Origin of the sequence: Rhodococcus sp. NPDC057135 (assembly GCF_042670865.1) — a bacterium.
Lineage (GTDB): Bacteria > Actinomycetota > Actinomycetes > Mycobacteriales > Mycobacteriaceae > Rhodococcus_F.
Genome location: NZ_JBHUUU010000025.1, coordinates 1 through 20,241 on the forward strand (window position 1 = coordinate 1; position 20,241 = coordinate 20,241).

Annotated in this window: 19 protein-coding genes; 7 read left to right on the plus strand and 12 right to left on the minus strand. The window is 62.6% G+C overall.

The features are described 5' to 3' along the window. The 4 genes from ACFT1A_RS29920 to ACFT1A_RS29935 form a co-directional block, all read left to right on the plus strand. Positions 1–721 (plus strand): sensor histidine kinase (locus tag ACFT1A_RS29920; RefSeq protein ID WP_378449969.1); only part of this gene is annotated, 721 nt, incomplete at its 5' end. Then, positions 718–1,332, plus strand: coding sequence for a DNA-binding response regulator (locus tag ACFT1A_RS29925; protein ID WP_378449970.1), 615 nt, complete (start codon positions 718–720; stop codon positions 1,330–1,332). The genes ACFT1A_RS29920 and ACFT1A_RS29925, both read left to right, overlap by 4 nt. Positions 1,333–1,485: 153 nt before the next feature. Continuing rightward, positions 1,486–1,893 carry a YciI family protein gene (locus ACFT1A_RS29930; protein ID WP_378449971.1) on the plus strand — a complete coding sequence of 136 codons (408 nt, stop codon included), beginning with the start codon at positions 1,486–1,488 and terminating at the stop codon, positions 1,891–1,893. A gap of 8 nt (positions 1,894–1,901) precedes the next feature. Next, a complete protein-coding gene (locus tag ACFT1A_RS29935) occupies positions 1,902–3,098 on the plus strand; it encodes an RNA polymerase sigma factor (protein ID WP_378449972.1) in 1,197 nt (398 codons plus the stop codon). Here the strand turns inward: ACFT1A_RS29935 and ACFT1A_RS29940 are convergent. From ACFT1A_RS29940 to ACFT1A_RS29990, 11 genes are all read right to left on the minus strand, one after another. Continuing rightward, positions 3,084–3,830, minus strand: a complete 747-nt coding sequence (locus tag ACFT1A_RS29940; protein ID WP_020909781.1) for an amino acid ABC transporter ATP-binding protein — start codon at positions 3,828–3,830, stop codon at positions 3,084–3,086. The genes ACFT1A_RS29935 and ACFT1A_RS29940 overlap by 15 nt on opposite strands. 4 nt (positions 3,831–3,834) lie before the next feature. Continuing rightward, a complete protein-coding gene (locus tag ACFT1A_RS29945; RefSeq protein WP_378449973.1) occupies positions 3,835–5,652 on the minus strand; it encodes an ABC transporter substrate-binding protein/permease in 1,818 nt (605 codons plus the stop codon). Between the two features lie 151 nt (positions 5,653–5,803). Continuing rightward, a complete protein-coding gene (locus tag ACFT1A_RS29950) occupies positions 5,804–6,718 on the minus strand; it encodes an SMP-30/gluconolactonase/LRE family protein (protein WP_378449974.1) in 915 nt (304 codons plus the stop codon). Between the two features lie 31 nt (positions 6,719–6,749). Beyond that, the gene (locus ACFT1A_RS29955; RefSeq protein WP_378449975.1) at positions 6,750–7,949 is read right to left on the minus strand and encodes a GTP-binding protein; all 1,200 of its coding nucleotides are present in this window, start codon (positions 7,947–7,949) and stop codon (positions 6,750–6,752) included. Between the two features lie 99 nt (positions 7,950–8,048). Beyond that, a complete protein-coding gene (nthB, locus tag ACFT1A_RS29960) occupies positions 8,049–8,687 on the minus strand; it encodes a nitrile hydratase subunit beta (protein ID WP_378449976.1) in 639 nt (212 codons plus the stop codon). Positions 8,688–8,713: 26 nt separating this feature from the next. Beyond that, positions 8,714–9,337, minus strand: coding sequence for a nitrile hydratase subunit alpha (gene nthA, locus ACFT1A_RS29965; RefSeq protein ID WP_378449977.1), 624 nt, complete (start codon positions 9,335–9,337; stop codon positions 8,714–8,716). A 73-nt stretch (positions 9,338–9,410) separates the two neighbouring features. Beyond that, positions 9,411–10,976: an amidase gene (locus ACFT1A_RS29970; RefSeq protein ID WP_378449978.1), complete on the minus strand. Its 1,566-nt coding sequence runs from the start codon at positions 10,974–10,976 to the stop codon at positions 9,411–9,413. A gap of 114 nt (positions 10,977–11,090) precedes the next feature. Continuing rightward, the gene (locus ACFT1A_RS29975) at positions 11,091–12,497 is read right to left on the minus strand and encodes a substrate-binding protein (protein WP_378449979.1); all 1,407 of its coding nucleotides are present in this window, start codon (positions 12,495–12,497) and stop codon (positions 11,091–11,093) included. A 44-nt stretch (positions 12,498–12,541) separates the two neighbouring features. Continuing rightward, on the minus strand, positions 12,542–12,910 hold the full coding sequence (locus ACFT1A_RS29980) for a helix-turn-helix transcriptional regulator (protein WP_020909773.1): 369 nt from the start codon (positions 12,908–12,910) through the stop codon (positions 12,542–12,544). A gap of 114 nt (positions 12,911–13,024) precedes the next feature. Then, positions 13,025–14,086 (minus strand): phenylacetaldoxime dehydratase family protein, encoded by a 1,062-nt coding sequence (locus ACFT1A_RS29985; RefSeq protein ID WP_378449980.1) that lies wholly within the window; start codon positions 14,084–14,086, stop codon positions 13,025–13,027. Positions 14,087–14,289: 203 nt separating this feature from the next. Next, complete coding sequence (locus ACFT1A_RS29990; protein WP_378449981.1) at positions 14,290–15,270, minus strand: helix-turn-helix domain-containing protein; 981 nt, start codon at positions 15,268–15,270, stop codon at positions 14,290–14,292. Between the two features lie 174 nt (positions 15,271–15,444). Between ACFT1A_RS29990 and ACFT1A_RS29995 the strand changes: the two genes are divergently transcribed. From ACFT1A_RS29995 to ACFT1A_RS30005, 3 genes are read left to right on the plus strand one after another with little or no spacing between them, the layout of a single operon-like run. Next, positions 15,445–16,080 carry a TetR/AcrR family transcriptional regulator C-terminal domain-containing protein gene (locus ACFT1A_RS29995; RefSeq protein ID WP_095973585.1) on the plus strand — a complete coding sequence of 212 codons (636 nt, stop codon included), beginning with the start codon at positions 15,445–15,447 and terminating at the stop codon, positions 16,078–16,080. Positions 16,081–16,116: 36 nt separating this feature from the next. Continuing rightward, positions 16,117–17,622, plus strand: a complete 1,506-nt coding sequence (locus ACFT1A_RS30000; RefSeq protein ID WP_378449982.1) for a class I adenylate-forming enzyme family protein — start codon at positions 16,117–16,119, stop codon at positions 17,620–17,622. Between the two features lie 10 nt (positions 17,623–17,632). After that, a complete protein-coding gene (locus ACFT1A_RS30005; RefSeq protein ID WP_378449983.1) occupies positions 17,633–19,324 on the plus strand; it encodes an acyl-CoA dehydrogenase family protein in 1,692 nt (563 codons plus the stop codon). On the opposite strand, the gene ACFT1A_RS30010 is transcribed toward ACFT1A_RS30005, so the two are convergent. Further along, positions 19,321–20,199 (minus strand): LysR family transcriptional regulator, encoded by an 879-nt coding sequence (locus tag ACFT1A_RS30010; RefSeq protein WP_378449984.1) that lies wholly within the window; start codon positions 20,197–20,199, stop codon positions 19,321–19,323. The genes ACFT1A_RS30005 and ACFT1A_RS30010 overlap by 4 nt on opposite strands. Between the last annotated feature and the right edge of the window lie 42 nt (positions 20,200–20,241).

A 20,241-nucleotide genomic window follows, 5' to 3' on the forward strand; every position in this document is an offset into this window, starting at 1 on the left:
GGTCTTGGGACTGCTTGCCGGTCCGGAAAGCGGCGTGTCCGTCGGAATCGTTGCCGGATTCATGGGGCTGACCGTCTACATGTCGGTCTGGCTGCTGCGGATGGTCACCGAATTGGACGAGGCACGCGGAGCCGCCGCCGCTCTGTCCGTCGCCGAGGAGAGGTTGCGATTTTCGCGCGATCTGCATGACGTCGTCGGGCGGGCACTGTCTGCAATTGCGGTGAAAAGTGAACTTGCAGCCACTCTTTCACGACGCGGCGACGATCGTGCCGCCGCGCAGATGGACGAAGTACGCGAACTTGCGCAAGATTCACTCGACGAAGCGCGCGAGTTGGTTCGGGGATACCGGTCCATCGCCTTGGCGTCCGAGTTGGCCGGTGCGCAGTCGCTGCTCGAGGCCGCCGGAATCTCCACCGCGATACGTGGATCGGCAGATCAACTGCCGGTGGAACTGGCCGAAGCCGCTGCCTGGGTCGTTCGTGAAGGAGTGACCAACATTCTCCGGCACTCGAGTGCCGAGAATTGCAGCATCGAGGTGTTCGCGGACGGCGTCGTGATCGCCAACGACGGCGCACGTATCGCAGAGCCGAACAACGGAACCGGCCTGAACGGATTGCGCGAGCGCGTCGGCGCCGTCGGAGGAACTGTCGAAACCGTCCAGGACGAAGATCGCTTCACCCTCACCGCCCACTTTCCGTCCCGAACGAAGGAGTCTCGGTGACCGAGCCGATCAAGGTACTGCTGGCCGACGACGAGAACCTGATCCGCTCGGCTCTGGCCATGATGTTGTCGCTCGAAGACGACATCGTTGTCGTGGCAGAAGCCGAATCCGGCGAGGACGCCGTGATCGCTGCTGCGAAGCATCAACCTGACGTAGCCGTGCTCGACCTTCAGATGGCCGGGATCGACGGGATCGAGACGGCGCAACAGATTGCGCAGACGGTCTCGGGGTGCGTCTCGATCATCGTGACGAGCCACGGGCGGCCCGGGTACCTGAAGAAGGCTCTGTCAGCAGGCGTCCGCGGATTTCTGCCGAAGACGACGCCCGCGGCGACGCTCGCCGAGGTGGTCCGCAGCGTCCATGGGGGCGGGCGGTACGTCGATCCGTCGTTGGCAGCCGAGGCAATCGGCGCCGGTGACTCACCGCTTACTCCGCGTGAAGCGGACGTCCTCGAGTACGCGGCGGACGGAGCATCCATCGAGCAGATCGCTTCCCGGGCACACCTCTCGGCTGGAACCACGCGGAACTATCTGTCGTCAGCTGTCACCAAACTCGGTGCTGCCAATCGGCACGAAGCTGCAGTGATCGCCCGCCGGCAGGGGTGGATTTAGGGCCTCCGGCCCCCGTGCGCCTTTCTGGTTGCGGGCACTACCAAAAAGGCGCACAGGGCCGAAGGCCCCGCGATGTCGAGAATCCCCAACTTGCTTCGTCCCTGTAGTGACGTGCGACCAGAATGGGTGGCACCGACACGGAGGAGATTCACGATGGCCAAGTACTTGCTGCTCAAGCACTACCGCGGCGCTCCGGCTGCAGTCAACGACGTGCCGATGGACCAGTGGACACCGGAAGAGATCACAGCTCACGTGAAGTACATGCAGGACTTCGCGGATCGGCTCGAGAAGGCGGGCGAGTTCGTCGACGGTCAGGCTCTCGCTCCTGAGGGCACCTTTGTCCGGTACGGCGGCGAGGGTCGTCCCCCGGTCACAGACGGCCCGTTCGCGGAGACCAAGGACCTCATTGCCGGATGGATGGTGATCGATGTCGACAACTACGACCGAGCCGTCCAATTGGCCGGTGAGCTTTCGGCCGCACCCGGCGCCGGCGGGAAGCCGATTCACGAATGGCTCGAACTGCGTCCGTTCCTGACCGAGCCGCCGACCATCACGGACTGAGAGCTGTCATGGACGACGCCTTGCTTCGGAGTCTGACGCCGAGCGTGCTCGGCATCCTCGTTCGCCGCGGAGCAGATTTCGCGTCGGCCGAGGATGCCGTGCAGGACGCTCTGCTCGAGGCGGTCAGGGTCTGGCCGGAGAACCCGCCGCGGGACCCGAAGGGCTGGCTGGTGACAGTGGCCTGGCGGCGGTTCCTCGACGTGATCCGGTCGGATGCGGCTCGTCGCAAGCGGGAATTTCTTGTCGACGAGCAGCCAGGCGAGCAGCAAGCCGAGCGGCCGGTCAGCGGATCAGGGCCGGCAGTGGACGACACACTCCAGCTCTACTTTCTGTGCGCTCACCCGTCTTTGACGCCGTCGTCCGCCGTCGCACTCACGCTGCGCGCTGTCGGCGGGCTGACCACTCGCCAGATTGCGCAGGCCTACCTGGTGCCCGAAGCGACGATGGCTCAACGCATCAGCCGGGCCAAGCGCACGGTCTCCGGTGTGCGGTTCGACCAACCCGGAGACGTCGCGACCGTTCTGCGCGTCCTCTATCTGGTCTTCAACGAGGGCTACTCCGGTGACGTCGACCTGGCCGCGGAGGCGATACGGCTCACCCGGCAGCTCGCGGCCGCGATCGACCATCCCGAGGTGGCGGGGTTGCTCGCGCTCATGCTCCTTCACCACGCTCGCCGCGTCGCGCGCACTGCCGCGGACGGCAGCTTGGTTCCGCTCGCCGAGCAGGACCGCAGCCGGTGGGACACCGATTCGATTGCCGAAGGAGTCGTGATCCTCCAGGCAGCTCTCGCTCGCGACCGGCTCGGTGAGTTCCAGGCCCAGGCCGCCATTGCTGCGCTTCATGCCGACGCTCTCACAGCAGACGAGACGGACTGGGTGCAGATAGTGGAGTGGTACGACGAACTCGCCGCCCTGACCGACAGCCCGATCGTCCGGCTCAACCGAGCGGTGGCCGTCGGCGAGGCGGACGGACCACGCGCCGGCTTGGCAGCTCTTGCAGCGCTGGACGATTCACTTCCACGCCATGCCGCAGTCGAGGCCTATCTCCGTGAACGCGACGGAGACCTGGAGACGGCGGCGAGGCTGTATGCCGATGCAGCGCACAAGGCATCCAACCTCGCCGAACGTGACCATCTGATGCTTCAGGCGTCCAGGATCAACGCCCGTCGATCTCGCGCAAGCGCGCCCGAGTCAGAGAACCTGTGACAGGAACGCCTGCAGTCGATCGGTTTCGGGATCGTCGAAAAGCTGCTCGGGAGTTCCGGTTTCGACAACGGCGCCACGATCCATGAAGAGCACCTTGTCGGAAACGGAACGTGCGAAGCCCATTTCGTGCGTCACGACGACCATGGTCATGCCGGACTTCGCCAGGTCGGCCATCAACGCCAGAACACCCTTGACCAGCTCGGGGTCCAGAGCCGACGTCGCCTCGTCGAAGAACATGACCTCGGGCTTCATCGCCAAGGCGCGGGCAATAGCGACGCGCTGCTGCTGACCGCCCGAAAGGTTGCCGGGCCGCGAGTCGGCCTTCTCCTTGAGCCCCACCAGATCCAGCTGCTCGAGCGCGAGAGCCCGAGCCTGTTCCTTGGACAACCCCTTGAGCTTGTTCGGCCCCAGTGCGATGTTCTCGGCGACGGTCTTGTGCGGGAACAGATTGAAGTGCTGGAACACCATGCCGATTCGCTGGCGAAGCTCGTCGGGGTTGTCCTTCAAGACGGACTTACCGTCGAGCAGTACGTCACCCTGCTCGGGCTCGTGCAGACGGTTCAGCACCCGCAGGAGCGTCGACTTACCCGAACCGGAGGGTCCGATGACGGTGACGGTGTTTCCGGCGTCGACGTGCAGGTTGACGCCGCGAAGCACCTTGTTGGTACCGAAGGACAGATGCAGGTCCTTGCCGGTGAGCGATACGGACTTCAATTCAGAGCTGGTGGTCATGTCCTCAGCCCCTTTCCACGACGATGGCCTGCTCGAGCGGATCCAACGTGCCTGAAGTGTCGGCGCGTCCGGTCCGGAGTCGGTTGTCGATGTAGTTGACGAGGTGCGTCAGCGGGATGGTCAGAGCAAGGTAGAACAAGCCTGCCGCTACGAGCGGGGACAGGCTGCCGGTCTGGGCGTTGAGATCGCGTCCGACGGCAAAGAGCTCCCGCTGGGTGACGAGCAGACCGAGGAAGTAGATCAGCGACGAGTCCTTGATCAGCGAGATGAACTGGTTCATCAACGCCGGCAGAACGCGTCGTACACCCTGCGGGATGACGACCAGCGACATGGACTTTCGGTAGCTGAAGCCGAGGGCACGGGAGGCTTCGAGCTGCCCGGACTCGACACTCTGGATACCGGATCTGAAGATCTCACCGATGTACGCCGACGCGAGCAGCGACAGCGCCGCGACACCGAGCCAGTACGGATTGCTGCCGGTGATTCCCTTGACGATCGGCCCGACGCCGAGCCCGATGATCAAGATGATGACGACGGCGGGCAGGCCACGGAAGATGTCGGTGTAGACGCGGGCAGGCCAGCGCAGCCAACGGGTTCGCGAGATGCCGGCGACAGCGAGCAGCATGCCGAGGATCGTGCCGATGATGCCCGACGCGAGCGCGAGGATCAGGGTGTTGGGCAGACCGGTCTTGAGGAGATCGGGGAATGCCTTCTTGTACAGATCCCAGTCGAAGAACGTGTCCTTGAGCTGTTCGAGCGTCGACTTCGGTTGGTACGACGCGGTATCTCCACCGTCGCCGCTGGCTGCGTTTTCTGCTGCGAGGGCTGCGAAGTCGGGCAGCTCCGGAGTGGCCGCGGCCTTGGATCCGGGCTTCCAGCCTTCGGGGAGTTGGCGCGGCACCCAGTCGGCGTACAGCTGAGCCCAGGTTCCGTCGTCGATGACTGCGTCGAGGCCCGAGTTGAGGGCGTCGATCAGCGGCTGGTTCTCCTTGTTCACCGCCCAGCCGACGAAGTTGTTGACCGAGAAGGTGTTCTGGATGATCGAGGTCGGATCACCGGGAGCGATTGCGCCTTCGGCCTGCTGAGACGGAGCCACCCAGGCGTCGATCTGGCCGGACTTGAGGTTCGCGTACGCCGTGGCGTAGTCGGGGAACTTCACGGGATCGAGCTTGAGGGTGTTCACGACGTAGTCGTCCTGAACCGTTCCCTGGACGACGCCGATGCGCTTGGATGCGTCCAGGTCGCCGAAGCCGGTGATCGCGCTGCCGTTGGGGACCACGAGGGAGAAGTATCCGAAGTCGTAACCGTTGGTGAAGCCGACGGTGTTGCGACGGTCGTCGGTGGTGGTGATGGACGACGAGCCGACGTCGAAGCGTCGACCGGCAACCTGGGCGAGAAGACCGGCGAACTCGGTGCCGACGAACTCGACCTTCAAGCCCAGCTTGTCCGCGACGGCCTTCAGGAGTTCGTTGTCGTAACCGGTGTACTGGTTCTCGGAGTTGACGCAGATGCTCGGGGGAGCGTCACCGAGCGTGCCGACCGTGATGACTCCGGGTTTGATCAGATTCAGCTTCGAAGTGTCGATCTGATTGACCGGGGTGACGGTGGCCGTGGTGTAGCGGTCTTCGGCGCCCGCACCCGCTGCCGCATCCAGGTTTGTGGGCGCCGCGGTTGCGGCTCCCACTCCTGGAGGTGCACACAGGTCTGTGGGGGCTGCCGACGAATCCGAGCCACTCGAGCACGATGACAGAGTCAGCGCCAGGAGGGCAGTGAGGAGCAGTGCCACCACCAGGCGGATCTTCGCTGCGACGGAAGAAAACATGCCAGCAGCGTAAACCTAAGGGTAGCCATTTCTCCGTGTAGAACTGTTGACAGTTTTCGGACAAGCGGCCGTTGCGCTGCGGGCATGCCTTCAAATCAGCGTGATTTTAAGTATCGCCAGGTCGGGGAATCTCATTCCGAAGTGATCAGCGTCAGCGGATCGGTGCGAGTTCGACGCCCGCCGGAGGTACCAGGCGACGCAGCGTCCCGTCGAAGCCGGTGACGTAGAGCGCCCAATCATCGCCGTCCCGGCCGATACGCACGGAACTCGGCCCGGTCCATCCACCCGAGAGGCCCGAAGCGACAACGCAGGAAGTGCCGGCATCAGGGTCGACGCGATAGATCGAGCCTTCGACGTGAGCAGGGGCGTAGAGCATTCCATCCTGCGACATGGTCAGATCGTCGAGGCCGGGTATCAGGCTCGGGACTGTCGCTACAACTGTCCACGCGTCAGGGGTATCCAAGGGGACTCGGATGATCTGACCGGTGAACAGATCATCTGTGTACACGGCTCGCTGATCCGGACTGAGTGCGAGTCCCTCCGAACGCGGCACTGCAGACCAATTGGGTACGACGGCTCCGGAGGCGTGTCGATAACGCGACACGCCCTTCGATGGGCCACCTTCCGTTCCAACCCACGTCGTCAGCAGATCGCCGTCGGGAAGTCGGAGCAGACCGTTGCCCGCGAAGTCGACGGGTGCGGACAGCTGATCCGTCGAGATGTCCAGTTCCCACAGCTTGCCGTCCTGTCGGGTGAGGAAGGACAGCTTCGAGCCGTCGAGCTGCAAACCGCCAGGGGCAGCCATGCCGTCGAGGACAGTTCGTACCTGTCCTTCGGCGTCGACGTGATAGATCTTCGACTCGCCGGAGAGGTAGAACCCGCCGTTGTCATCGGTCTCGAGGTTTTCGAGCTGTTCCAACCCCTGGGCTACGGTCTCGACCTGCCAGTCGCCGCACATCGGCGCGGTTGTCCAGGTGGCCTCCGCCGGCGTAGCTGCGGCCACGGTCCCGGCTGCGATTGCCGCGACGATCAACAACGCCCGAGTTCGGTTGCGTGATAGCCCCATTGCGCACAACTTACGGCAAATCGGACCAATATCAAACGGTCTGGTCGGTATAGCCGACGCCCAGGGGGTCGCTCCAGGTGGTCCACACGTCTGGCCCGAGTTCGATCTCGGCTGTGGTGAGTAGACACGCGTCGAGTTCTCGCTGCAGTCGAGACGGGTCGATGGATTGGCCGATGAAGACGAGCTCTTGTCGGCAGTCACCGACAGGTTCTTCCCACTTGTCGAGGATTCCGTCGCGACGGTAGTCGTCGGCCGGCCACTCGTCACGGGGTAGAAACCTCCACCAACGGCCGACGTATCCGTGGCGAATGAGATGACCGGCCTGAGAAATACTCCCGATCTCGGTGAACCGGCCGGCATTCCAGTAGTAGCCCTTGGCCCGAAGTAACTTTCCGTTGGTCCACTCGCTGCTCAGGAAATCATGCAGGCGTTGGGGGTGGAAGGGCGCGCGCTCGCGGTACACCACCGAACCGATTCCGTACTCCTCGGTTTCGGGGGTGTGTTCACCTTGGAGTTCTTGTAGCCATCCAGGGGCCTGAGCAGCTTTCTCGAGCGAGAACAAGCCGGTATCGAGGATCGTGTCGAGTGGGATACGGCCGAGAGTCATCGGAACTATCGCAGCAGTTGCGTTCAAAGATCTTAGGACCGAGGTCAATTCGACCAGGTGCTGGTGCGAGACGAGATCGGCCTTGCTCACCAGGATGACGTCGGCAAACTCGATCTGATCGACAAGCAGATCCGCGATGTCGCGTTCATCTTCCGGGGCATCGGCTTCGACGCGACCTCCAGCCGTGTAGTCGCGCAGAAAACTGTTGCCGTCGACGACGGTGACCATGGTGTCGAGTCGGGCGACGTCGGCCAGGGCATGGCCGTCGGTATCGATGAAGGTGAACGTCTCCGCGACGGGCAGCGGTTCGGAAATGCCCGAAGATTCGATGAGAAGGTAGTCGAATCGGCCATCGGCGGCCAAGGCGCTTATCTCGGAGAGAAGATCCTCTCGCAGAGTGCAGCAGATGCAGCCGTTGGTCATCTCGACCAGTTTCTCCTGGGATCGACTGAGCGAGATCTCACGCTCGACTTCTGCACTGTCGATGTTGATTTCGCTCATGTCGTTGACGATCACCGCGACCCGACGACCCTCCCGATTGCGCAGGATCTCGTTGAGTAGCGTCGTCTTCCCTGCACCCAGGAAACCTGACAGCACCGTGACAGGAAGTCGTGTGTCGACCATGATTTCCAGTGTCCTTCCGAATGAGTGAATCGATGTGGGGAGACGGCGGTCATGCGAAGCGCTGTGATCGCATGACCGCCGCCCGGAATTGCTGGAAGATCAGGCCGCCGGCTCGAGGTACCCCTCGAAGAGGTCGACCACGATGCTCCCACCATCTGTGTCGCTGCCGAACAGTTCCTCCGCCGCGAACGTCACGTGGTACGTGGGTTCTTCACCGGCGTCGTTGCGGCCGTGACCGATTGCGTCGGGAAAAGGCCACTTCTCCGTCGTCCGGTGAGCGATGGTCCCCACCCGACCTCGGCAGTACGCAGGCATTCGAATATGCCCGGGAACGTATTCGTCTCGCACACGTACTCGCTGACCGACCTCGAAGGTTGTTGTGTCGGCGCGAGCCGGTCGCCCTTCGGATTCGCTGGGGCGTGAGAGTGGGAACGGGCCTCCCGCAAGGCTTTCGAGCTCGTCTTGCGTCAGGATTCCCTTTTCGACCATCAGTGCTGCGACGCCGATGACGTATCTCTCGTAGTACGGGGTCATCATGTAGTGGCGGGGCTCCATCCGCTCGACGACGTATCGAACTTCGTCGACGCTGAATGCTCCGAGTTCGGCGACACCGGCGAACATCAGGCTGTACGGAAGGTGTTCCCATTCGGCGTGAAAGGTGGGACCGATGTCGGCGTTGACGGTATGCGGGACTTTGCCGAAGCCTTGGACGCCGGCAAGATCGTGTACTCCATCCATGGTGTGCTTCCTTCTTGTCGGGGTGATCAGACGGTGGGAACCTGCGGGATCGCAACCCCGATCAGGCAGTCCTTGGTGACGATTTCCTGCAGTTGTTCCTGGCTCCAGCCATCGGTGCCGGCTGGACGTTGCGGGAGGACCATGTAGCGAGTTTCGGCGGTGGTGTCGTAGACGCGAATCTCGATGTCCGAGGCGATCTCGGTTCCCATCTCGGAGAGAACCTTCCGTGGTTCGCGAACCACTCGCGCTCGGTATTCGAAACTCTTGTACCAAGTGGGCGGCAGACCGAGGATGGGCCACGCGGTGCACGAACATAGCGAACACACGATCACGTTCTTGAGCGTCGGAGTGTCTTCGACGGCCACGATGTACTCACCCTGAGGGCCGAGATATCCGTACTGAGCAACTGCTGCAGTGCCATTCGTGAGGAGAAGCTGCCGAAATTCGGGGTCGGTCCAGGCTCTGGCGACCAACTCGGCACCGCGCTTGGGGCTGAAGTCCTCCTCGAACGTCTTCTTCCAGCCCTCGACGTAACCGTCGGGTACCAATCCCTTGCCGTCGAGTGCGCGGAACAGTGCCCACGCCCGGTCAGAGACCGGCGCCTGGGCCGGTGCTGCGTTCTCCGTTGTATGGTCGATCGTTACTGACATCTGGTTCACCTTTTCTATGCGGGCTGATCATGTGTGAATCGGTGGAATTCGTTGTGCAAGTGCGGATACAGAACTAGGTGAGGCTGAGTTGTGGTGCAGAATCGGAGGTGCGGTCGGCAGGCGTCGGAAACGCGCCGCGGAGCTTCTCGAATGCGCGCCCGACCCGGAGGACCGTCGCATCGTCGAAGGTCTTGCCGGTGATCATCATTCCGACCGGAAGCCCGCTTACCAGGCCGGCCGGAACGGACAGGGACGGATGTCCGGTCACGTCGAACGGTGCTGTGTTGGCGATCATCCCGAGAGCCTTCGTGATGAAGGTGGCGCGGTCCACGTCCTTTGCCGGCAACTCGGATGCGACGTAGGGAAGTGTGGGCATCACCAGGACGTCGAACTGTCTCAAGGCAGTGTCGTAGGCGGCGCGGGCGAGCGGCACCAGGTTGCGAGCTTTGCCGTAGCTCGCGCCGCCGAGGGAGGTGATGCCGTGGTGCCCGGTCAGGGCCACTAGTTTGACGGTTTCGGACAGAGCGTCGGCGTGCTGGATGCGTCGAGACGCAAAGTGTGCCATCAGTTCCGGATCGTACAAACCTTCCGCGTTCATGCCGTATCCGTTGCCGTCGAGCATCTGGTAGGCACCACCGTCCGTGGCGATCACGTTCCAGATATGGAAAGCATGCAGGTGCCACGGGATGCTTACTTCCTCTACCGTGCAGCCGATTTCGCTCAAACTGTGTGCCGCTGCGCGGACTGCGTCGTCGACCTCGGGTTGTGAGACCGCGTGCCCGAAACCTTCTCGAACGATTCCGATTCGCAGGCCGTCCACATCGGAGTCGAGGGTGGACAGATAGTCACCTGCTTCGACACTGTCCGGCTGACGTGGGTCGTTGCCGTCGCGGCCGGCGATGACCGACAGCATCAGTGCGGCATCGTGGACCGTGCGTGTGATGGGGCCGAGGTGGTCGATTGTTCGCTCGATGGGAAATGCGCCCGTATACGGAACGAGTCCGAAGGTCGGCTTGTGTCCGACGACGCCGCAGAACGCGGCCGGGATCCGGATCGATCCTCCTTGATCTCCGCCGATGGCAAAATCGACGTCGCCGTTTGCCACGAGAGCTGCACTGCCACCGGATGATCCACCTGCTTCGCGCTGCGGGTCCCATGGGTTGCGAACCGGCCCGCTTGCCGGTGTGAAGCTCGAGCCGGAGAAACACAGGTCCTCACACACAGCTTTGCCTGCGACGGTTGCCCCGGCCGCCAGTAGCCGACTGACGACAGTTGCATCGCGAGACGGGGTGAACCCTTCTACTGTCCGAGACCCGTTCATCATCGGAACTCCGGCCACGGTCACGTTGTCCTTGATCGCGACACGTTGTCCGGATAGGACGCCGTCCGACGTCGGCGGGATGTTTGTGGTCACATACCAAGCGCTCAAGGGGTTTTCGCTTGCCGTCGGCACCGTGTGGTCGCGGGACGTGGTCGGCGGAGTTGCCTCGTCGGCATACAGTTGGTCGACTACGTCGTAGGAGCCCAGTGCTCCGTCGATCAGTGCCGGCCACTCGAGCCGGGCTGATTCGTCGAGAGTGATGCCGTAATGCCTTGCGGCGGCGTCTATTGCTTTGTCGTCCGGTCGGATTGTCGCCATGAGAAGTGTGCTCCTGATGTGATCGGCTTCACTTGCTGCTCAGACTAGGGCCAGATCTGCAATTGCGTCAATAGGTATCGACATATTGACTCGTTAAGTTCGGGTTACCTGGGCTCAGAGAGAGCGGGGGTACAGGCGCCCGCGGCGTGATTCAGCGATCAGAATCGGCCGATGCAGTGGAACTTCGTTGTCTGTAGAGCTTTTCGACGTCGTGACGAGCTGCCGAAGCACGGTTTCGGGATCGCCGATCGACGTTGTCCGGGCTGCGCGAGCGTAAGCCACGATCGCTTCGTACGTTGTCTCCGACAGAGAGCTCAGCGGGGGTAGGAGGTCGTTCGAGCTTGCGCTGTATCGCTTTTCGAGGTCGTGATTGGCGGCTGCGGTTTGAAAGTAGCCGAATGCCGCCCAGACTCCGTCGGCGTCGGAATTGCCGATGAGTTGTTGAGTGGCTTCGTCGAGGACCAGTGCAAAGGTCCGCGTGGTGGCTCGCAGTCCCTGCTGGGCGCATTGTCTTTCGAAGAAGACCTCGTCGTGACCGACCAGGGAGGAAAGTATCAGTTCGGCGCCGGAGCCGGCTATCGACTCGATGACGCGTGAGAAGTCGGTTGTCCCCAACGGTACGTAGGCTTCACCGGCCACCGAGCCGGTGGATTCGGCAATCACGCGCCGGGCCGCCCAATGTGCTCCGAACGACCAAGAGTACTGCTGACCAACCAGGAACCAAGTGCGAGAATCAGTTTCGGACATCATTGCAGGTATGCCCGCTCGCGTCTGGTCGAGTGGTCGCTCCCCCAAGCGAAGAACCCCTGGACGCGATCGACCTCCTTCGTTGAGAACTGTGTGCACCAACAGCACACCGGTGTTCTGCAAGGCAGATGCAGCGGCATTGAAGGTTGACGAGGTCACACACGCGAAAACTGCGCGGCATCCGCTCTTCGCCAGTCGTAGTGCGGTCGCCGCTCCGGCCGCGGAGTCGGAAGCATCGTCGCCTATCACCAAATCGACCACAACACCCCCGATACCGCCGTCGGCGTTTATCTGTTCGACAGCCAGGGCGGCGAGTGTCTCTGTAGCCTGAGCGAATACAGCCGCCGAGCCGGATTTACTGACCAGCAGTCCGATGCGATGGCGGTCGGAGCGCGGCGGCTCGGGCGGGGCGAATCCACGCTTGTTCGCAAGCCAGGAAATGCCATCCTGATCGAGGCTGGATTCGAGAACGATCCGGGTCCCGGCGCCGTCGGGAAAGAACCGGATCGTCAGGCGGCCGCGCCACGGTTGGTGGTGCACGATCACGACCGATCGGCCCCGCTTCACGCCGGCGACGTATCCCAACAGCGTGATCGGCATTCCGGCTAGATCTGCGCGTGCGCCGTCACCTACGGGAAGGGAGATGGCGACAGCGGCCCCGACCGTCAGTTGCTCACATTCGAGTTCGAGCAGTTGCCCCGTTTCGAGGCGCTCGAAGGCTGACCCTGGTGGGTCGGTCGTCACGATCTGTGCCGTTACGGAGAGACCTGGCACGTTCTACTTCCTGCCTGAAATAGATGCTGGGGCTCAACAGGGCCTCACGCCCGGCGACGCACCGAAGCCGCGTCGGAATCCTCAGTCGCCGTGGTCGGCAACTCGGAGGCGTTCGAACCTGCTTCCAGCGCTCGCCCGAGGACGTCGCGCAGGAACTGGAGTGCATCGTTGGCGGGCCCCGATGGATCTATCGAGAACAAGCGATGACGTCCTTGACGTCGTTCGACGATCACTCCGGACAACCGCAGCGCCTTGAGATGTGTGGACACCGTGGTGCGACCGACCGTCGAAATTTGATCGCTGATGAAGCCCGCATTGCACTCGCCGTGGGTAGCCAGCGTGTCGAGAATCTGTCGACGCACTTGGTCGGCCAGCACAGCAAACGCCAACTCTTCGTTTCGTTGAGTAGTCACTGTCTGCTGTCCGCGCTTCCTCGATGGTCTCTACTGAGATATGTCGACACTCGTCAACATATCTCGAGTTGCCTCCGAGGGAAAGAACGTGGCCCAAGATTCCGGCGACTTCGGTCAGTGCTCGGTGGTGGTCACCGCGTCGCGCAGCATTCCGGTCGCGGGATGGCAATTGACGTACTCGTACAGCTGATCGGCGGCGTCGAACACCGAGACCTCATGGTAGAGACGCAACTTCGACAGACCCGCGGCAACGCGGAAGAAGGTAGTGAAGATCCGCAGATGGGTCGGGTGGGATTCCGACCACCGCTCGAGTTGGTCGAGTGAGGCCCAGTGGCCGATGTTGTAGCTCAGGTCGAGGAAGTTTCCGTCGATGTCGATGTTGCGTACGAATCGGTTGCTGTAGCACCCGACGGCCGGGCCGTTGTCGCGGAGGAAATCCATGCCTGATTGAAGAGTGGGCAAAATTTCGTCCAGGTAGAGGCTGCGCTCGTCTGCTTCCGCGTCGGCCCAGTCCTGCCCGGACCTGATCAGTGCGATGTTGTCGTGTCCCCGCACTACTACGCGTCCACCTAAGGCGGGGTCACCGGCGATGACCCGCAGTTCACCCGAGGCCTGCATCCAGTCGGTCTGGGAGATCGGAAACCGCTCGCGCATCGAACCCCAGTAGCCGTGCTCGTTGATTTCGCCGCTGACACCGTCCATGACAGCTCCCACCCCGGGGAGGTCGTCTTGGAACGCGTAGAGCGTTTCGAATTGTTCGGCTCGTGGTGCCACGATCTCCCGGAAGAACCCCAACCCGTCCGACAAGCGGTCATCGGACTCCCACCAGGATGCCACTGGAGTTGACTTGCTCCAACGTTGTTGGGAAGAAACATCTTTCCAGTATCCAACCACGATCAGGTTCTCGTAGCCCTGGTTGTCGATGTGATGGGTGAGGTCGTGGTGTGCCGGTCCGTCCGGCAAATCGAAGCCGGCAACGATATCGCGCATTGCCTGCAGTGCTGCGGGGCGCTGATCCTCGCCGCGGAACTGCACGCCGAGATAGCCCATCACGACCTGTTGCAATGCGTCGTCTGCGCGCCCGACCCACATGGGAAACGGTGGCGTGTAGGTATCCGGAACACGCCTGGTCAGCGTGCGCGGGCATTGAAGGTGTTCGCCGATTGCAGATTCCATGAGTGCTCCATGTGACGTAGTAGTCGAATCGGGTGCCTGGCACTTGGCAACGCCGTGCCGAAAATCTACGCCCGCTGCGCCGAGCAAACTTGGCTGTCAGCGCCCGATACTTGGCTCACTGCGCCAAGAATTGTGGTTGCGCGTCGGCAGTGAAAGATTTTGAACACCATGTTGAATGGGTAAGTGTCCGAGGATGTTACAGATCAGCGGGCAGTACTTGTGGGTGCCGCTGCTTGCGAGCGGTATCGGCGCGGGCTGATCCCGAACTCCGCCTTGAAGGCTCGACTGAAGGTGGCAAGGTCGGCGAATCCCCAGCGGTGAGAAATCTGGGTCAGTGACCGTTCTGGTCCGTGGCGCTGGACGATCTCACGACGGCATCCGTCGAGTCGACGGATGCGAATCGAACGCGACACCGTCGTCCCATGCTCGGCGAAGGTTCGGTGCAATTGCCGAATGGAGACCTTGACTGATCCCGCGATGTCCACCGGAGACAGGGACGGGTCCGCGATGTGAGTATCGATGACCGACAGTGCGGATTCGTACAGGCCGGTTCGCCGCGAGATCGTCGGGCGCGCTGTGGCATGAAGTACCGACTTGACCAGGCTGCCGATCTCGTTGACGACTTCCTCTTCGTCTCCGCTCGCGTCCGACGTCATACGGACGGAAGCAAGATCGTGAAGAAAGCGACCCAGAAGCCCACTCAGGCCGGCATGTCCGTCGAACGCAATGGCGGTCAAACTGGTGACCTCGGCGTCGGTGAGTGACAGATACGACCGGGGCCAGGTGAACACCTCGAGTCCCCAGATGCCGTCGTGTGCATGTCCCTCGATCTGCCAATCGAAGGGGCGCGTGGTGTCGTACAGGACGTAGTCGCCCCGTCGCAGGACGCATTCACGGTCGTCTTGGCGCACTACCGCGCTACCACGACGAATCATCCCGATCTGCAGATAGTCCGCACTGTCGCTCTTGATCAGGGTGTTGCTACGGACTATTCGTTGTTCCATCGATTGAACTGTGGACACCCGCACGTGTGCGAGTTGCGCCGAGCGGACGGCCCCGCTGAACCGATCACTGTCTCCGATATCGGAGATGTCGAGCGCGACGAAATGCTCGCGTAGCAAGTCTGCCCAGTCGCCCGTGAGCGTCGTACGTGTGGGCAGGGAGAACCCGGATCGCGCGAGCATTGCAGGGCGCCTCCTCGCAAAAGTCGAAGTTCTCGGGTGCTCGATGGTCAGAGAGTAATCCCGCAAATCTGACATGTCGATAGGAATCGACACGTCATCGGGTCGGGTAGAAATTGTTTGCCATACAAACAACGCCGAGTTATTGTTTGTCATACAAACAAGTAGGAGTTCGCAATGGTCACCGAGGCAGTTCCCGCCGCGCGTGCGACGCGTGAGTCGGGCAAGCAGACGCGTATGGCGCTGTTCAACGCCGCAACCGAGCTGTTCCTCGAGCACGGCGACAGCGTCTCCATCGCCCAGATCTGCACCGCCGCCGGCGCCCATCCCAACCAGGTGACCTACTACTACGGCTCCAAAGAGAAGCTCTTCGTCGAGGTGGCATGCGCGGCCGTTCTGCGCGCAGGCAAGCGCGCCGAGGTCGATGCCGCCGACGCCGACACGGTCGGCGACTACACCGAGAAGCTGGTCGGATCCCTCCTGGGCTCGGGCGCTCCCAGCGTCGAACTCTTCGTGGAAGCGATGATGATGACGGGTCGTCGTGGTGAACTCCGCGACCTGATCTCCGAAACGCTTCGCACTCTGCACTCCTCGGGCGAAACCGCCCTCCTCCGTACCTTGGTCCGCACCGGCTGGCAGTTGCGCGCGGGCATCGACGTCGAGTCCAAGGCCTTCTGGTCTGCAATCTTCGGCCTCGTCATCCAGAAGACTGCCACCGGCGAAAGCTTCGGCTACTCCCTCGAGGAGGCGGTTGCCGTCATCTTCGCCACCCTCCAGATACCCGACGCCGTACTCAACAGCTCGATGGAATGAACTCTCTTCGAGCGTGATTCTCCGACAAGGACTTCGATGAACATCGTTCGCGTATTCGACAGCAATGTCACCAAGACCCCGGACAAACCCTTCCTGATCGCAGACGGTCACGATCACACGTACTCCCAGGTTCAGGATGGAAGTCGCCGTGCCGCGGGCTATTTGCAGACGCTGGGCGTGCAGCCGGGTGACCGCGTCGCGCTGATGTGTTACAACACTCCAGGATTCGTGTACGCGATGCTCGGAGCCTGGCGCTTGGGCGCCGTCGTGGTCCCCATCAACCACAAGATGCAGACGCCCGAAGTTGCCTACGTGCTGGAGCACGCGAAGGTGTCGGTGTGCGTCTTCGACGGCGAGTTGTCGCCGGTTGTCGGTCGACTGGAGACGACGGCCAAGCTGATCAGCACGGACTCTGTCGCAGACGGTTTCGACTTCTTCGACGACGCCATCACCCGCCAGGAGGGTGTTGACGGTATCGACATCGACGAGAACGATCCGGCCGAGATCCTCTACACCTCGGGGACTACCGGCTCGCCTAAGGGCTGCGTCCACAGTCACCGCAACGTGGTTGGTGTTGCCGTCACCGCGGCCCTCGCGGTGTCGACGACTCGGGATGAGCGACTGCTCATGGCTGTTCCGATCTGGCACGCTTCCCCGCTCAACAACTGGTTCATGTCCACGCTTTACATGGGCGGAACCGTCGTGCTGCTGCGCGAGTACCATCCAGTCAAGTTCCTGGAAACTGTTCAGGAACAGCGCATTACCCTCTGCTTCGGGCCACCGGTTATCTATACCACCGCACTCAACCTGGTGCCGAACTTCGCCGACTACAACCTCGGCAGCGTTCGCGCGTGGCTGTACGGCGGCGGACCGATCGGCGCGGATGTCGCTCGGCGACTGGTGGAGTCGTACGGCACCACCGAATTTCGGCAGGTCTACGGCATGACCGAGACCGGGCCCGTGGGCACTGTTCTGTACCCCGAAGAGCAGTTGAGCAAGGCGGGGTCGATCGGGCGCGTCGCGCTGGCCGGCGTCGACCTGCGCCTGGTTGCCGACGACGGCACTGACGCGGAGCCCGATCAGATCGGTGAGATCTGGCTGCGCGCCGACACCGTCATGCAGGGGTATCTCGACGACCCCGCTGCCACGAAGGCTGCCTTCGCCGACGGAGGTTGGTATCGCACCGGCGATCTGGCGCGCAAGGACGCGGACGGTTACCTCTTCATCGTCGACCGCGCGAAGGACATGATCATCACGGGCGGTGAGAACGTCTACTCCAAGGAGGTCGAGGACGTGATCTCCGGGCACCCCGACGTCGTCGACGTCGCCGTCGTCGGAAAACCCAACGAAGAGTGGGGCGAGACCGTTGTCGCACACGTCGTCTGGCGCGAACCGGATGTCATCAGCGCCGACGACATCAAGGACTACCTCTCGGACAAGTTGGCGCGCTACAAGATTCCGCGTGAAGTGGTGTTCGTGACCATCCTTCCGCGCACGCCGACCGGCAAAATCCAGAAGCACCTCATCCGCGCAGCGAGCTGAAAGGCCTGTCATGACTGATATTTCCGAGAAGACCGTCACCCACCCGGCTCCGCATCGCACCCATGCAGTGCTCAACCAGTCGGTACCGCGCACGGATGTCAACGAGTTCCTGCTCGATACGGTGCTCGCCGAAGGCGTCGCGCGCCACGATGCCGATTGGGCCACCAGCGAACTCACCGACATCGGTGAACTGGTCGGCAGTGCCGGGTTCCAGCACGACGCCGAGCTGGCCAACACGGTGATCCCCGAATTGAAAACCTTCGATCGCTGGGGAAACCGCATCGACGAGGTCGAATACCATCCGTCGTACCACCGGATCATCTCGGCCGCAGTTGCCCACGGTGCCCATACTTCTGCGTGGGCCGAGCCGAAGCCGGGTGCCAACGTGGCACGGGCCGCGGCATTCATGCTCTTCTCCCAGGTCGAACCGGGCCATGCATGCCCCATCTCCATGACGCACGCCGTGATCCCCTCACTCGAACTGCAACCGGACGTGGCCGCTATCTGGACCCCGCGTGCCCTGTCGCGGAGCTACACCCCCGAATTGGATGCTCCGGGAAAGGCATCCGCGATCTTCGGAATGTCGATGACCGAGAAGCAGGGCGGCTCCGACGTGCGCGCCAACACGACCGTCGCCAAGCCTGCCGGCCGCGGCGGCCCGGGTGCGGACTACCTGCTCACCGGACACAAGTGGTTCTGCTCCGCGCCGATGTCCGACGCATTCCTGGTTCTCGCTCAGGCCGAAGGTGCTGCCGGCGAGGGACTTTCCTGTTTCCTCCTCCCCCGCATCCTGCCCGACGGAACACGCAACATCTTCCGTATCCAGCGTCTGAAGAACAAGCTGGGCAACAAGTCCAACGCATCGTCCGAGATCGAACTCGACGGCACCGTCGGCACCATGATCGGCGAACCGGGACGCGGTGTGCGGACCATCATCGAGATGGTGTCCCAGACCCGACTCGACTGCATCCTTGGCAGCACGGCAGGTATGCGTCAGTCGGTGGCCGAAGCGGTGTGGCATGCACGGCACCGCAGCGCTTTTGGTGCAGTCCTGGCAGATCAGCCGGCCATGACGTCGGTGCTTGCAGATCTGGCGCTCGAATCCGAGGCCGCGACCATCACCGCCCTGCGATTGGCTCGCGCCCAGGACGAGGGCGCAGACGAGCAGGAGAAGGCCTTCCGTCGACTCGCGACGGCGGTTGCGAAGTACTGGATCTGCAAGCGCGGTCCGCACCACTCCTACGAAGCCCTCGAATGCCTGGGTGGCAACGGCTACACCGAGGACTTCCCGCTCGCCCGTCGTTACCGTGAGCAGCCAGTCATGGCCGTGTGGGAGGGGTCGGGCAACGTCATCGCGCTCGACGTCCTGCGCGCGATGACCCGTGAACCCGACTCCGTTGCCGCCTTCGACCACGAGATCAACCTCGCTCGCGGCAACAACCCGGTCCTCGATCAGCACCTCGATCGGGTACGACGCCAACTCGGTGAGCTCGCCACGATGGCGCCCGCCGACGCGCAGTTCCGCGCCCGGACCGTCGTGGAGGCAATGGCTTTGGCGCTGCAGGCGTCATTGATGGTTCGCCACTCCCCGGCCGCTTCGTCCGATGCGTTCATTGCCGCACGCCTTGGTGCCGATCGCGGTCACGAGTACGGAACTCTGCCTGTGGGGACCGATTTCGCGGGAATCCTCGCCAGAGCCTAAGGCTGCTCTCTCAGCACCTTGGTGACGGTGTGTACTGCCGGCGTCGGATTGTTCGGTCGCCATGCCATAGCGATTTTCAGTGTGGGCGTGGCTCCGGCGATCGGCAGGTACACGACCCCGTCCATGGACAGATGCGCCGTCGACTCCACGACGACGGCGATCCCGACCCCCGCTCCGACCATGGCCAACAGGCTGTACGGATCGGGGGCCTCGTGCGCGACGGTGGGTGTGAAACCTGCTGTGGCGCAGACGGACAATGTTGCATCGCGCACCACCGAGCCGTGCTCGGCGGGATACATCACGAATCGTTCGGTCGCGAGGTCTTCCGGTGACACCGAGTCGTGGGCACTGAGCTGATGCCTCGCCGGAACCGCGACCATCAAGGTTTCCTCGCGCACTGTATGTGTCTCGAACCCGCGCGGAATAGGCAGACCGACGATGCCCATGTCGAGGGTTCCGCGTCGGAGAGCGTCGAGTACTTCACCCGAATACATCTGCGGCCGTAGATCCAACTCGATTCCCGGATGGGAGTCGGCCAAGGACCGTGTGAGGGCCGAGAGCACTGTGTACCCGCCCGTTCCGCCGAAACCCACTGTGACACGGCCCGTCTCGCCGGTCGACGCGGCCGATGCGATATCTCGTACGACGGCGATCTGCGCTTCGATGATCCGAGCGGGCGTGACCAAGGCTTCGCCGGCGGCGGTCAATTGCACTGATCTGGTGGTCCGGACGAACAGGTCGGTACCGAGTTCGCGCTCGAGCGCGCGAATGGTCTGGCTGAGCGGGGACTGCCCGATGTGGAGTCGCTCGGCAGCGCGGCCGAAATGAAGTTCGTCTGCGACTGCGAGAAACGCGCGCAGTTGACGAAGTTCCACGTCGCTACTCCCGTCATTCATTATGTGGTTTGCCCACATAAA

Bases quoted from the DNA above. Each gene is read 5' to 3' on its own strand.
- ACFT1A_RS29990 (WP_378449981.1), bottom strand. From the start codon at position 15,270: ATGCTCGCGCGATCCGGGTTCTCCCTGCCCACACGTACGACGCTCACG.
- ACFT1A_RS29935 (WP_378449972.1), top strand. From the start codon at position 1,902: ATGGACGACGCCTTGCTTCGGAGTCTGACGCCGAGCGTGCTCGGCATC.
- ACFT1A_RS29950 (WP_378449974.1), bottom strand. From the start codon at position 6,718: ATGGGGCTATCACGCAACCGAACTCGGGCGTTGTTGATCGTCGCGGCA.
- ACFT1A_RS29985 (WP_378449980.1), bottom strand. From the start codon at position 14,086: ATGGAATCTGCAATCGGCGAACACCTTCAATGCCCGCGCACGCTGACC.
- ACFT1A_RS30005 (WP_378449983.1), top strand. From the start codon at position 17,633: ATGACTGATATTTCCGAGAAGACCGTCACCCACCCGGCTCCGCATCGC.
- ACFT1A_RS29995 (WP_095973585.1), top strand. From the start codon at position 15,445: ATGGTCACCGAGGCAGTTCCCGCCGCGCGTGCGACGCGTGAGTCGGGC.
- ACFT1A_RS29940 (WP_020909781.1), bottom strand. From the start codon at position 3,830: ATGACCACCAGCTCTGAATTGAAGTCCGTATCGCTCACCGGCAAGGAC.
- nthB (WP_378449976.1), bottom strand. From the start codon at position 8,687: ATGGATGGAGTACACGATCTTGCCGGCGTCCAAGGCTTCGGCAAAGTC.
- ACFT1A_RS29955 (WP_378449975.1), bottom strand. From the start codon at position 7,949: ATGGTCGACACACGACTTCCTGTCACGGTGCTGTCAGGTTTCCTGGGT.
- nthA (WP_378449977.1), bottom strand. From the start codon at position 9,337: ATGTCAGTAACGATCGACCATACAACGGAGAACGCAGCACCGGCCCAG.
- ACFT1A_RS29970 (WP_378449978.1), bottom strand. From the start codon at position 10,976: ATGGCGACAATCCGACCGGACGACAAAGCAATAGACGCCGCCGCAAGG.
- ACFT1A_RS29930 (WP_378449971.1), top strand. From the start codon at position 1,486: ATGGCCAAGTACTTGCTGCTCAAGCACTACCGCGGCGCTCCGGCTGCA.
- ACFT1A_RS30000 (WP_378449982.1), top strand. From the start codon at position 16,117: ATGAACATCGTTCGCGTATTCGACAGCAATGTCACCAAGACCCCGGAC.
- ACFT1A_RS29945 (WP_378449973.1), bottom strand. From the start codon at position 5,652: ATGTTTTCTTCCGTCGCAGCGAAGATCCGCCTGGTGGTGGCACTGCTC.